Here is a 12,165-nt window from a genome sequence, read left to right on the forward strand (position 1 = left end):
TGAACTCTGTCTTGCGGCAATCGCGACTGCTTCCGCGCTACTCGTTGCCGGTGTGGTGCTGCCCGCCGGCTCTCCAGGCGCGGCCCGCTCGGCGGCCGCCGCGAACTGCCCGCAGGTGGAGGTCGTGTTCGCCCGCGGCCGATTCGAGTCAGCTGGGCCCGGCGTCCTGGGCAATGCGTTCATCAACTCGCTCAGCTCCAAGTTGGGCGGGCGCAGCATGGGCACCTACGCCGTGAAGTACCCAGCCGACTCCGAGATCGACATCGGTGCCAACGACATGAGCCGGCACATCCAATACATGGCGAACAATTGCCCCAACACCCGCCTGGTGCTGGGCGGCTATTCACTCGGTGCGGCGGTTACCGACGTAGTGCTCGCAGTGCCCATGTCCGCATTCGGATTCGACAGCCCGCTTCCCGAAGGTACCGATCAGCACATTGCCGCGGTCGCGCTATTCGGGAACGGAAGCCAGTGGGTCGGACCCATCACCAACTTCAGCCCTATTTACAACGATCGGACCATCGAGCTCTGTCACGGAGCAGACCCCGTCTGCAATCCGGCCGATCCCAACACCTGGAAACAGAACTGGCCGCAGCACCTGGCCAATGCGTATGTCCAGGACGGCATGGCTAACCAGGCCGCGGACTTCGTCGCCGGGAAGCTCTAGCCAAAAAAGCGCCGGCGGCGTCCGAGGCCCCGCTGCGTGGGCGATTTCCGCAAGATGTGTGATCGCGCCCCAGGTAGGAGCGCCGTGCAGAAGCCCGCGACCGCGGGAATTCCGCGCTGAGCAAGCAGTCGCTGCATCCTGCGGGCGACGATAAGCACGAGCAGGCTGGCGGTGAGCCGGCTCAGGGCCAGTCGACTCGTCCGCTTCTTCCGGGCCCTCGGCCTAGGGCCGGTGTGCCGTCCGACCTGAAAACCGGTGCACAGCGCCGTCAGCAGCGCGAACCCCACCAGCACCGTCATGTAGATGAGCGTGCTGCGTCGCCGTCGCGGCGAGGTCACACGGCAGATACGCCTCGGCCAAGATATTCCCCCCGTTGCCGGCCGGGAGGTCGATTAAAAGCGATGACCCCAATAAGAATCATGCTGAGAATTATGGTGCACCGCCGCTGGCCGCGTCGCGAATTCCCATAGCGCAGAGATTCGTTCACGGTGAGATTAGCGGCCGCACGTCGGTATTCATATGTTCGGGCGGCGGCCATGTATTAGCGACCGATGGTAATTGTGGTATGTCGGCCGGCCGGGTGGCCACGGCAGCGGGCTTGATCGTGCCGGAAAAGGGCCCGTGCCCTTTGCTCGAGGGGTGGCCGGGGGCGTGGCGGACCTGTTTCGACACCGAAGAATAGCGACTCCGGTTCAGGTGCCACGCGAAAAGCTCTGTGCCCAAACGATTTCTGGCTGAGCCAGGCAATAAGACTTTGGCTAGGCGCAGCCGGTGATTGTTCAAAGCGGGGCTGAGTGCGCCCGAAGTCCTGGGGCGGCGATTATGCCGCCGGAAGCTGCGTGCCCGCTGCACAGAATCTATGAGGTTGGTGTGACTAAAAATCAAGGTGAATGTTGGGTAAACCCCAAGATCAGCGTCCATTCGGCGGTATTCGTCGCGTTGAACCTGTCACCGAATGGTCAATACCGTGACGAGATAACGCCAACACCTTGACGTGTCAGCGCCCGACCTATGTTCGGAGGAATCGTATGTCTTTCGTTCGCACTTATCCAGAGCATCTGGCTGCCGCATCCAGCAACCTACAGTCGCTCGGCGCGGCTTTGAGCGTAGGCAACGCGGCGGCGGCCGCCCCCACGACGGGCGTCGTGCCCGCGGCAGCCGATGAAGTGTCGATCCTGACGGCCGCGCAGTTCGCCACGCACGCCGCGCGGTTTCAGGAGCTGCAGGCGCGGGCCGCCCAGATTCAGGCGGCGTTGGCCGCCACGCTGGGGACGAGCGCCGGTTCCTATGCGGCGACCGAAGCGGCTAACGCGGCGTCGGTCTGAGCGCTCGGCCAGAGACGAGGGGATGACGAGCCATGGTTGACTTCGGCCTGTTGCCGCCCGAGATCAACTCAGGGCTTATATACGCCGGTCCGGGGGCGAGCTCGTTGCTGGCGGCTGCGCAAGCCTGGGGCAGCCTGGCTGCTGACCTGCAAGCCGCGGCGTCCGGTCATCGATCGGTGATCACCGCGCTGACCAGTGGCCCGTGGCTCGGGCCGGCAGCGGCATCGCTGACTGCCAGCGTGAGTCCCTTCCTCACCTGGCTGGACACCAGTGCCGAACAGGCGGCGCAAGCGGCGAGTCAAGCGACCGCCGCGGTGAATGCTTACGAAGCCGCGTTTGCGGCCAGCGTTCCGCCGCCGTTGATTGCCGCCAACCGTGCTCTGCTGCAAGAATTGGTCGCGACCAACCTGCTCGGACAGAACACTGCGGCGATTTCCACCCTCGAGGCTCAATACGCCGAGTTCTGGGCGCAGGATTCGGGTGCGATGTATGCCTATGCGGGTGGCGCGGCGGCGGCCACCAACCTTGCGGAGTTGCCCGCGCCGGCCGAGGTGGTGGATCCCGTGGGATTGGCCGATCAGGCCGTCGCCGTCGCCAAAGCTCAGTTCAACACCGGGTACACCCATGCGATGAATGCGGCGTCGCAGGTGAACCCGAGGGTTTCCGATGTGCTGAAGACGCTATCCAGCCCGATCGACGGCGCGGCGATCGACAAGTTCCTCATGGAGTACACGCCCTTGGGCGACGTGGTCGCGTTGCACAGCAAATACCTTCTGCCCTACGTCAGCTCGCTGGCCGCGTCGATTCAGTCGATTCAGTCGTTCGGGCAGGTCAGTAACGGCCTGACCGCCATGGCCAATTTCGCCAAGCCTGCGGCTTCCGCGGCCAAGGCGGCCGAAGGCGCGGCATCGGCCGCAGGGGCGGCCGCGGCCAGTGCGGGGCAGGCCGCGGCGGGTGCCGCAGGAAACCTCGGTGGTGCGGCCGCAGGCCTGGGCAAGGCGCTTCCGATCGGGGGGTTGTCGGTGCCGGCCAACTGGGTTCCATGGCACTCCACCACGAATCCCGGCATTGCGAGCGCGATTCCGGCCGCCGCCGAAGGCGCCAACAGTTTTCCGATGGCTCCGCCGTTCGGACAGTTCTTCAACGGCGGCTATGGCCGCAATCAGCCGACCTACGGGTTCAAGCCCTCCGTCATGGCCAAACCCCCGGCCGCCGGATAACGGCCCGCAGCGCCGCAGCATCTACCGGCTGGGCGGTCAACAGGCATGAGGGGGTTAAAGCAAGATGGTTGATTATGGCGTGTTGCCACCCGAGGTCAACTCGGGTCGCATATACACCGGTCCAGGGGCGGGCCCGATGCTGGCCGCCGCGGCGGCATGGAGTGGACTTGCCGCCGACCTCAAAGCCGCGGCCTCAGGCCACCGGCTGGTGGTTTCGGAGCTGACCAGCGGTCCGTGGCTGGGTCCGTCGTCGGTATCGATGCTTTCGGCGACGACTCCGTTCATCGTCTTTCTGGAAAGCAGTGCGTTACAGGCCGAACAGGCTGCGAGCCAGGCTTTTGCGGCGGCGGCCGCCTACGAGGCGGTTTTCGCTGCTACGGTCCCGCCGCCGGTGATCGCGGCCAACCGCGCACTGCTGGCGGTGTTGGTGGCAACCAACTTCTTCGGGCAGAACACCGCGGCGATCGCCGCCACTGAAGCGCTGTACCTGGAATTCTGGGCTCAGGATGCCGCGGCGATGTACAACTACGCGGGCAGCGCGGCGGCGGCTACCCAGTTGGCCGAGCTCCCGGACCCTGCCGAGGTGACGGACCCCTATCGGTTGGCCGACGAGGCCATGAACGTGGCGGGGCAACTGAGTCCCCGGGTGGCCGACGTCCTCAAGACCCTGTCTACGCCGATCAACGGCACGGCGATCGATCAGTGGCTGATTGCGAATACGCCATTGGACGATCTCGTGCCGCTGTACAGCAAGTACATCTCGCCCTATGTCTCCACTCTCACGGCGGTTTTCCAGTCGGGGCAGGCGTTCGGACAGGCCAGCAGCGGTGCCCTCGCGATGACCAACTTCATGAACAGCCTGGCGCCGGCGACCAAGGCGATCCAGGGAGCGGCTCAAGCCGCCGGGGCGGGCGCCGCCAACCTCGGGACGAAGGTCGGCAGTGTGGCAGCGGGACTGGGCAGGAGCGTGCCCGTCGGCGGGCTCTCGGTGCCCGCCAGCTGGACCTCGGCGAATCCCGTGACCAGCACCGGCGTGACAGCGATCGGTAACGCTTCTGTGGGCCCGGCCGCTGCCGAGGGTGCTGCCGCCGGCAACCTTCCGGTGGCGCCGCCCTTCGGGCAATTCTTCAATGCCGGCAACGGCCGCAAAACCCCTGCTTACGGCCACCGTCTCACATTCATGACGCGACCACCGGCGGCCGGCTAGCACCGGTCGCAATTTTCACCCGTTCCAACGTGGCTGCTATGGTGCCTTGCTAATGCCCGAAATGGATCGTCGCCGCATGTTGTTGATGACGGGCCTGATGACCGGCGCCGCCGTGGTTGGCGCGGCCCCGGATCCGAAGGCTCACGCGGCCCCCTCCCCCCGCCCGCTGGATCGTGTACCTGCGCCGGCGGCCCCGAGCGGCGCCTCGGGCCAGTACATCTTCCACGACGAGTTCGACGGGCCGGCCGGCTCGGCCCCCGACCCGTCCAAATGGACGGTGTCCAAGGCCCGCGAGACGATCAAAGACCCCACGTACTGGGAACTGCCCGAGCACGTCGGCCAATACCGCGACGACCGGCAGAACGTGTTCATCGACGGGAACTCGAACCTCGTGATCCGTGCCGCGAAGGACGGCTCCACCTATTACGGCGGCAAGGTATTCAGTCCCTGGCAGGGCGGCATCGGGCACACCTGGGAGGCGCGCATCAAGTTCGACTGCCTGACCGCCGGTGCCTGGCCCGCGTTCTGGCTGTCCAGTGACGCCCAGGGCGAAATCGACATCATCGAGTGGTACGGCAACGGCAGTTGGCCGTCGGCGACGACGGTCCACGCGAAAGCCAACGGCTCTGAGTGGAAGACTCACAACATCGCGCTGGACAGTGCCTGGCACACTTGGCGAGTCCAGTGGGATGAAGCCGGGATGCGTTTCTGGCAGGACTACAGCGACGGCGCGCAACCGTACTTCACGGTGGCGGCCAACTCGCTGGCGGACTGGCCGTTCAACAATCCGGGCTATCAGGTGTTCCCGATTCTGAACCTTGCGGTCGCAGGTTCCGGCGGTGGCGATCCGGGGCCGGGGCACTATCCGGCGCAGATGCTGGTCGACTACGTGCGGGTCTGGTAGCTACTACAGTTCGGGCATGACCGCCGCCGCTGCGCCGCTGATCACGCGTTATGCACAGCGTTTCTGTCGGGTACACGCCGGCGGACACTCGGTATCTTCGCCGCTGGGCGCGTGGTTGTTGCTGGCCCTGGCCGCGCCGCTGGCCCGGGACTCGGTCCGCGCGGATCTCGAGGACATCCTGGGTGCCGGCGCAAAGGATGTGCGGCGAGTGGTCGACGCGCTGCTCAGAGACCCGCCTCGGGTCGTCCGTAGCGCACTGGCGGTGTGGGGTGTACCTGATTGGCCCGGCGGGCTACCCGCCGCCGTGCAAACGGGACCGGTGCCGACCCGGGCGCAGGCGGATGCATGGGCCCGCGACCACACCGACGGCATGATCGACCGCTTCCCGGTCGATCTGTCCGAGATGACCGCCGTGTTGGCCAGTGTCCTGGCCACTCGGATCGCCTGGCTGCGGCCCTACGACGTCACCGGTGCCGGCGAATTGAGGTCGCCGTGGAGTGACCGCGTCGGCGAGGCACTCACACTCAACGGCGCCGACGGCTACCTCACCGACGTCGCAGGGCTGGGCACGGTAGCGGTGCACACCGCCGTCGGCGGCGACTGCCTGCAAGTGATATCGGTGATCGCCGGGGAAGATGCCCCATCCGAGGCAGTCCTGGCGGCGGCCCACGACATCGCGCGGCGGCAAGCCACCGGTGCAACGGTGTCGCGGCGTGAACTCGCCGATCTTGCCTTGGGTGACGGTCGGTTCTGGACGATCAGCGAGGATCACCGACCAGGCGGGGACCGGGTGCGCGTGGTGTTGCCGGCGTGGAAAGCGTCGTCGAACCATGAGCTGACGGCCGATCCCGGCCTCGGATTCGGCGCGTTGGGGCGGGCGCTTGCGGCGTCCCTGCCGCCGGGCACGGCAGGAGCCATCCAGGCCCGCCAATGCGCGGTCGCCCGATACAACCGGTGGGGTTTCGAGGCAGCGGCGGTCACGGCCGTCGCGCTGCGCAGCGCGATGATGCAACCGGGCGTGTCGCGCACCGCGACGCTGCGTTTCGGTCATCCATACGCCGTGGTCGCCGTCGTCGGCAAGGGACCCGCCCGGCCGAGGCGCGATCCGTGGGCCGGAGTACCGGTTTTCGCCGCCTGGGTCGGTGAACCTGCCGAGGTCGACTCCCGTCCGCGCAGTTAGCCCATGCGCTATTCGGGCTTTTGCCGCCACTCGTTGATCTTGCGTCCTAGGGAATCGGCCGCGGTGGTCGCAGCCCGGCCGACACCGTCGACAATGCCGCCTAAACCGTCCCGGATCCCTTTGATGAGCGGGTCGTCGGACTGGTCGAAACCATCCTTGTAATGCCGGGCGGCTTCGCTGAAGTCGTCGACGAATGATGCGCCCTCGTCGTCGGCTCGCCGCGGGTAATCCCCGGAGAGCACTTTGGCGTACCCGCCGGTGTCCACCCACTGGGTCAGTGCGGCGGCCCGCAATACCGAGAAGGGGTGCGTCTGGAGTTCCAGATTGAGCAGCTTGAGCACGCCGTCGCGCATGTCACCCGATTTCTCGTACTCCCGGGCCTGGGCCAGGAAGGCCTGCGAATCCAGCTTGTCCAGTCGGCTTCCACCCGCGAGCTTCATCTCCACCCGTATCGCGGTGTCGAGATCCTGGCAGCAGAGCAATCCGGCACGGTCCCCCGACAACTCCGACTTGCGTTGCCATTCGAGCAACGCGGCCACGATGGCACGCAATGCCCACCCGCCGATGGGCATGAAGCCGAACGAGTTGGCCACTCGCATCAGATGCATCATCATCGTGCGGTAGACCGCATGCCCGGACAGCGCGTGTCCGAGTTCGTGCCCGACTACGAACCGCATCTCGTCGTGCGTCATGAGGTCGTACAGGCCGGAAGTGATCACGATGAACGGCTGGCCCATTCCGATCGTGTAGGCGTTGGCCATCGGTGACTGGGTCACGAACAGCTCAGGACGTTCGGGCGCGTCCAAGACGTCCGCGCATTCTCCCAGCAGTGCGTCCAGGTCGGCGAACTGCCTGGGCCCCACCCGCGCACCGCTGGCCAGGTACAACAACCGATGTTGGCGCTCGCGCAGCATCCCGGAGAGCAGTTTGAGGATCTGATCGAAGCCCTTGAGCCGGCGCAGTGCCGACAGCGCGGTCCGGTCGGCGGGATGCTCCCAGGCACGTGAACTGATCTCCGGGAAAACCGCGCGTGCGGTGGCAGGTGTCTGAGACATGACGCTCCCCTCATTGACGCCCTCAGAATAAGGGGGAGGCGCTCACAACAATTTGCGGCAAAAGAGCCGCACGCGAGGGCGGCGCGTGCGGGTCCGACAGGATCTGGTCAGCAGCTGGGAATGTCGGGCGGAAATGTCAGGCGGGGGCGTCGGCGGTGGAGTACACGCCGAAGCTGACGTGACCCGAAAGGGTCGAACCACCGATCGCCGCAGCGCGCTGCCGGCCGATATAGGCGGGATGCCGGCGCATGGCCTCGTGGAGTTGACGTTCTCGGCGCTGCGCTGCCGTCCAGATGGGGTGGGACTGCAGATAAATTACGTTCGCCCCTGATTCACTCGCCACGATTGTCAACTCCTCCCCGACTTACTTCGCGAAAGCTGCAAACCGGGTGGTTTACAGCTCTGTTCCTAAGCATGCCCAGCAAAGCTGTGACCTAACCGTGTCTCAAGTTGAGAATTTGCCGTGAATTTGATACCGAACGATGACCGGCGCCACATACCCTCCGCAACGGCTCACGGAGCCAGCAGCGCGACGGCGCTGAACGGGCTGCGGCCGGGCCGCCGAGGATCCGGTTGTGGTAGCCAGGCGACGGAGCGCATCAACTTCGGCAAGCGATGAAATCGGCGGGCTGCGGAGAACAGAGATTCCGCGTCCACGACGCGCCAACCGAGATTCTCGAAAAACGCCACGCCGTTCGCCGGAGCGAATTTAAACGGTGCATTTTGTACCAGTCCGGCCATCTTCTTGTTCATCATCTTTTTGAGGCCCGGCCCCGCGAAATCGAGCATCCACCAGGCCACCTCCGGCCTTGCCAGGGCGGCTGAAAGCGCTGTGACATCGTTCTCGTCGAGATACATCAACAGTCCTTCGGTGAGCACCAGCGCCTTGGTGGCCCCATCGAGCGCCTTGTCGAAGAAGGCTTCGCGAGCAACTGGATCGGCCAGATCGACGGCCGTCCGAGTCAGCCGGCATCGAGGTCGCTCTTCGGCGAGAAGCTCAGTTTTCTCCGCGAGCAGTTCGGGCAGGTCGGCTTCCACCCAGGTGAGCTGCGTCGGCAGCGGCAACCGATACGGGCGGGTGTCGAGCCCGGCGGCCAGGTTCAGGACCCGGTCACAACCGTCGTCGATCGCCTGCAGAATCGCGTCGTCGATGATCTTGGTGCGTGCCACCAACCACCAGCCGTTGCGCGTCGAGCGCGGCACGTGGGCGACGATGGCGTGGCCTTGTTCGCCGGCGAGCCGTTCGGCAAGCGGGTCGCGAAACAGCGCGTCCGGGCGCGCGGACTCGGTGGCGCGGTGCAACGCCGTCCACCGCGCGGTATCCGAGACATGAGTGATGACGTGTTGCGTAGCGGCCATACGTGCGTTATAGCACCGGGTGCCGACAGGACGGGTTGGGCCATACCGCGCCGATCAGGGGTACCGTTCGCACATGGCCGACCGAAACCGCCGCTTTCTGCTGCGCGAACGCCCGATCGGACGCATCGGGCCCACCACCTTCGAACTACGTGAAGAGCCGATCCCGGAGATCGGTGACGGTCAGGCCCTGGTCCGGGTCGATTGGATCTCGCTGGACCCGACCAACCGCATGTGGATCACCGACGTGCCGACGTATCTCCCGCCGGTCGGAATCGGCGAGGTCATGCGCGCGGGCGGTCTCGGCGAGGTGGTCGCGTCCAAGAACTCGAACTACCCGGTGGGTCAGATCGTGCAGGGCCTGGTCGGCTGGCAGGAGTATGTGGTGGCCTCCGACCAGATGATGCTCATGCCGGTCGACGTCGCCGACGGCGTCTCGCCCAGCGCCTACATGGGTGCGCTCGGCATGACGGGACTGACGGCCTGGATCGGTATCCGGGATATCGGAAAGCCCAAACCGGGCGAGACGGTGGTGGTGTCGGCGGCGGCCGGCGCCGTCGGTTCGGTGGCCGGCCAGCTGGCCAAAGCTGACGGGGCGCGCGTCGTCGGGATTGCCGGTGGCCCCGAGAAGTGTGCGCTGCTGACCGAGCAACTGGGCTTCGACGCCGCTGTCGACCACAAGGCCGACGACTGGTACGCCCAACTGGTCGCGGCCACCCCGAACGGCATCGACGTCGACTTCGAGAACGTCGGCGGCGACATCATGGACGCGATCTTCGCCCGCCTGAATATCAAGGCGCGCGTGGCCCTGTGCGGTCTGATCTCCGGTTACAACGACGCCGACCCGCCGCCCGGGCCTCGCGCTTTCGCCAACCTACTAATTCAGCGCGTCACGCTGCAGGGTTTCATCGTTCTTGACCACTTCGGCCGTGCACCAGAGGCGATCAGTGAGATCGCCGGCTTGATCGGCGATGGCAAGCTGACACCGCTGGAGACGGTCGTCGAGGGTTTCGAGGAATTGCCGACGGCCATCAACATGCTGTTCGACGGTAAGAACGTCGGCAAGCTGATGGTGAAGATCACCTAAAGCGGGCCAATACGTGCGGTTGGCCGGGTGCGGCTGCCCGCTATCCCGGTGCTGCGTCGCTCAGATAGCCCTGGATGAATTCGTCCAGCGCCGGCGCCAGATCGGACACCGTCGACCCGTGCAGCTTCGCCAGCAGAATCAAGCCCTGGTAGTGCGCAAAGACGGCGCGGGCCAAGCGGTCGGGGTCGACGCCAGCACGTAGCGTCCCGTCGGCGGCGGCGTCTCGGCAGATGCCGGCCAGATAGCCTTCCAGGGCGGCCAGCCTGCCGGCGAGGTGAATGCGTACTGCTTCATCCGTGGTGGACAATTCCGCGGCAAGGTTGCCGAAAGGGCAGCCGACAAACCGGCCGAACTGGTTGTACAACCCGGCCTGGATACCGGCGATGGCTTCCGGAATGGCGGAGAGTCGCTCGGCGGGGCTGGTACCAGGCCGGCCGGCCAATCGCGCCTGGAACACCTCCAGATGGAGGTCGATGACCGCCTTCGCCAGCTCGGCTTTGGACGAAAAGTAGTGGTAGAAGCTGCCTTTGCGGACGTCTGCCACTGCGCAGAGTTCCTCGACACCGACGTTGTGATAGCTGCGCTCGAGGAACAGTCGTGCCGCGGTGGCCACGATGCGATTGCGAGCATCTGAGGTGCGGGGCATGATCGAATGTTATGCGGTAGTTGACTGGTCGGTCAAAGAACGGTTAGGTGGTGCTCGGCATCACGACGATTGGAGATCGCGGTAATGAGTTCGCCCACCCCCGAAGTTTTTCGCACTCCCGACTCTCGGTTCACCGACCTGCCGGGGTACGGCTTCGCGCCGAACTACCTCGAAGTCGATGGGCTGCGCATGCACTACCTAGACGAGGGCCCGCGCGAGGGCGCCCCGGTCGTGTGCTTCCACGGCGAACCCAGCTGGGCGTACCTGTATCGCAAAATGCTGCCCCCGCTGGTCGCGGCCGGCCACCGGGTGATCGTTCCCGACCTCGTCGGCTTCGGCCGCTCCGACAAACCGACCGACCGGCGTTGGTACACCTTCGATCGGCACAGCCGATCGATCGCCGGGGTTCTCGGTGCGCTGGATCTGCGCAATGCCACCGTCGTGGTCCAGGACTGGGGCGGTCCGATCGGTTTGCGATGGGCGACGGAGAACGCCGACCGGGTCGGCGCCCTGATGATCATGAACACCGGGCTGTTCACCGGCCATGTGTCCAAGGGGTTCATGGCGTGGCGCGACTTCGCGGAGAAGAACCCGGATCTCCCGGTGGGTTTCGTCATCCAGAGCGCCACCACGACGCAGCTGTCCGAGGACGTCGTCGCCGCCTACGAAGCGCCCTTCCCCACCACCGAGTCGAAGGCCGGTGCCGCCCAGTTCCCGCTGCTGGTCCCGATCACCGAGGACGCGCCGGGAGCTGAGCAGATGAAAGCAATCAGCGATCAGCTCTCCCGCTGGAGTAAGCCTGCGTTGATTGCCTTTTCGGATTCCGACCCCATCTTCCCTTACCCCAGGGCGGGACAGTTGTTCTGCGATCTGATCCCCACCTCCGGCGAGCAGGTGCGGATAGAGGGCGCGGCGCACTTCCTGCAGGAGGACCGCGGCGAGCAACTTGCGGAGGTCCTGCTCGAACGACTCGCGGGTGACAACGCGCGAGTCTGAAGCACCGTCACGACCGAGACCTTGGGCCTAGTCGGCGGCGGCCGACCCATGTGCGTCGATAGCCGTTGTGTGTCAATGCGTTTCACATTTGCTACGGCTTATCGCGTGGACCGATGGTGGGAATTGCCGGACTCATCGACTAACGTGCCATCATGTTTCGCATGACGGTCCAGGACGTGTTCGTGATCCGCGGCCGCGGTGCGGTGGCAACTGGCCGAGTGGAATACGGGCAGCTGAGCGTCGGTGATCAAGTACGGATCAACGACGGACCGCCGGTACGGGTCGATGCCATCGAAGCCTTCCGCAAGAAGCTGGACACGGCCGGTGCCGGCGAGAACATCGGGATCCTGTTTCATAAACTCGCCAAAAGCGATCTGGCCGCCGGCGACGTGATCACTTCGGGCGGCGCCTATCTGGCCTGACGGGCAAACAGGAACGGCCGCAACGTTATTCGGTGCTGATCGATGTATTGCTGACACGCCTTCGGGCCCCGTGTCGACGGTTTCGGCCGCGAAATGCCGC

The 12,165-nt window shown here is 65.5% G+C and carries 13 protein-coding genes; 9 read left to right on the forward strand and 4 right to left on the reverse strand.

Annotated elements, in window-relative coordinates:
- Nucleotides 1–19 precede the first annotated feature (19 nt).
- From AC5Y7D_RS26685 to AC5Y7D_RS26710, 6 genes are all read left to right on the forward strand, one after another.
- Nucleotides 20–667 (forward strand): cutinase family protein, encoded by a 648-nt coding sequence (locus tag AC5Y7D_RS26685; RefSeq protein ID WP_499928828.1) that lies wholly within the window; start codon nt 20–22, stop codon nt 665–667.
- Between the two features lie 1,028 nt (nt 668–1,695).
- A complete protein-coding gene (locus tag AC5Y7D_RS26690; protein ID WP_499928783.1) occupies nt 1,696–1,992 on the forward strand; it encodes a PE family protein in 297 nt (98 codons plus the stop codon).
- Nucleotides 1,993–2,024: 32 nt separating this feature from the next.
- Nucleotides 2,025–3,212, forward strand: a complete 1,188-nt coding sequence (locus AC5Y7D_RS26695) for a PPE family protein (protein WP_499928784.1) — start codon at nt 2,025–2,027, stop codon at nt 3,210–3,212.
- Nucleotides 3,213–3,276: 64 nt separating this feature from the next.
- Nucleotides 3,277–4,419 (forward strand): PPE family protein, encoded by a 1,143-nt coding sequence (locus AC5Y7D_RS26700; protein ID WP_499928785.1) that lies wholly within the window; start codon nt 3,277–3,279, stop codon nt 4,417–4,419.
- 52 nt (nt 4,420–4,471) lie between these two features.
- Nucleotides 4,472–5,323 carry a glycoside hydrolase family 16 protein gene (locus AC5Y7D_RS26705; protein WP_499928786.1) on the forward strand — a complete coding sequence of 284 codons (852 nt, stop codon included), beginning with the start codon at nt 4,472–4,474 and terminating at the stop codon, nt 5,321–5,323.
- Nucleotides 5,324–5,339: 16 nt separating this feature from the next.
- Nucleotides 5,340–6,503, forward strand: coding sequence for a hypothetical protein (locus tag AC5Y7D_RS26710; RefSeq protein WP_499928787.1), 1,164 nt, complete (start codon nt 5,340–5,342; stop codon nt 6,501–6,503).
- An 8-nt stretch (nt 6,504–6,511) separates the two neighbouring features.
- On the opposite strand, the gene AC5Y7D_RS26715 is transcribed toward AC5Y7D_RS26710, so the two are convergent.
- From AC5Y7D_RS26715 to AC5Y7D_RS26725, 3 genes are all read right to left on the reverse strand, one after another.
- Nucleotides 6,512–7,558 (reverse strand): M48 family metallopeptidase, encoded by a 1,047-nt coding sequence (locus tag AC5Y7D_RS26715; protein ID WP_499928788.1) that lies wholly within the window; start codon nt 7,556–7,558, stop codon nt 6,512–6,514.
- A gap of 136 nt (nt 7,559–7,694) precedes the next feature.
- Nucleotides 7,695–7,901 (reverse strand): hypothetical protein, encoded by a 207-nt coding sequence (locus tag AC5Y7D_RS26720; RefSeq protein ID WP_499928789.1) that lies wholly within the window; start codon nt 7,899–7,901, stop codon nt 7,695–7,697.
- 170 nt (nt 7,902–8,071) lie between these two features.
- On the reverse strand, nt 8,072–8,917 hold the full coding sequence (locus AC5Y7D_RS26725) for a class I SAM-dependent methyltransferase (protein WP_499928790.1): 846 nt from the start codon (nt 8,915–8,917) through the stop codon (nt 8,072–8,074).
- Between the two features lie 73 nt (nt 8,918–8,990).
- On the opposite strand from AC5Y7D_RS26725, the gene AC5Y7D_RS26730 reads away from it, so the two are divergent.
- Nucleotides 8,991–10,001: an NADP-dependent oxidoreductase gene (locus AC5Y7D_RS26730; RefSeq protein WP_499928791.1), complete on the forward strand. Its 1,011-nt coding sequence runs from the start codon at nt 8,991–8,993 to the stop codon at nt 9,999–10,001.
- A gap of 40 nt (nt 10,002–10,041) precedes the next feature.
- On the opposite strand, the gene AC5Y7D_RS26735 is transcribed toward AC5Y7D_RS26730, so the two are convergent.
- Nucleotides 10,042–10,647, reverse strand: coding sequence for a TetR/AcrR family transcriptional regulator (locus tag AC5Y7D_RS26735; protein ID WP_499928793.1), 606 nt, complete (start codon nt 10,645–10,647; stop codon nt 10,042–10,044).
- An 84-nt stretch (nt 10,648–10,731) separates the two neighbouring features.
- Here AC5Y7D_RS26735 and AC5Y7D_RS26740 point away from each other — a divergent pair, with 84 nt between their 5' ends.
- Complete coding sequence (locus AC5Y7D_RS26740; protein WP_499928795.1) at nt 10,732–11,643, forward strand: haloalkane dehalogenase; 912 nt, start codon at nt 10,732–10,734, stop codon at nt 11,641–11,643.
- 152 nt (nt 11,644–11,795) lie between these two features.
- A complete protein-coding gene (locus tag AC5Y7D_RS26745) occupies nt 11,796–12,065 on the forward strand; it encodes an EF-Tu/IF-2/RF-3 family GTPase (RefSeq protein WP_499928797.1) in 270 nt (89 codons plus the stop codon).
- The last annotated feature ends 100 nt before the right edge of the window (nt 12,066–12,165 follow it).

This window comes from Mycobacterium sp. NGS49, from assembly GCF_059812565.1.

Bases quoted from the DNA above. Each gene is read 5' to 3' on its own strand.
- AC5Y7D_RS26705 (WP_499928786.1), top strand. From the start codon at position 4,472: ATGCCCGAAATGGATCGTCGCCGCATGTTGTTGATGACGGGCCTGATG.
- AC5Y7D_RS26725 (WP_499928790.1), bottom strand. From the start codon at position 8,917: ATGGCCGCTACGCAACACGTCATCACTCATGTCTCGGATACCGCGCGG.
- AC5Y7D_RS26735 (WP_499928793.1), bottom strand. From the start codon at position 10,647: ATGCCCCGCACCTCAGATGCTCGCAATCGCATCGTGGCCACCGCGGCA.
- AC5Y7D_RS26740 (WP_499928795.1), top strand. From the start codon at position 10,732: ATGAGTTCGCCCACCCCCGAAGTTTTTCGCACTCCCGACTCTCGGTTC.
- AC5Y7D_RS26695 (WP_499928784.1), top strand. From the start codon at position 2,025: ATGGTTGACTTCGGCCTGTTGCCGCCCGAGATCAACTCAGGGCTTATA.
- AC5Y7D_RS26745 (WP_499928797.1), top strand. From the start codon at position 11,796: ATGTTTCGCATGACGGTCCAGGACGTGTTCGTGATCCGCGGCCGCGGT.
- AC5Y7D_RS26730 (WP_499928791.1), top strand. From the start codon at position 8,991: ATGGCCGACCGAAACCGCCGCTTTCTGCTGCGCGAACGCCCGATCGGA.
- AC5Y7D_RS26690 (WP_499928783.1), top strand. From the start codon at position 1,696: ATGTCTTTCGTTCGCACTTATCCAGAGCATCTGGCTGCCGCATCCAGC.
- AC5Y7D_RS26715 (WP_499928788.1), bottom strand. From the start codon at position 7,558: ATGTCTCAGACACCTGCCACCGCACGCGCGGTTTTCCCGGAGATCAGT.
- AC5Y7D_RS26710 (WP_499928787.1), top strand. From the start codon at position 5,340: ATGACCGCCGCCGCTGCGCCGCTGATCACGCGTTATGCACAGCGTTTC.
- AC5Y7D_RS26700 (WP_499928785.1), top strand. From the start codon at position 3,277: ATGGTTGATTATGGCGTGTTGCCACCCGAGGTCAACTCGGGTCGCATA.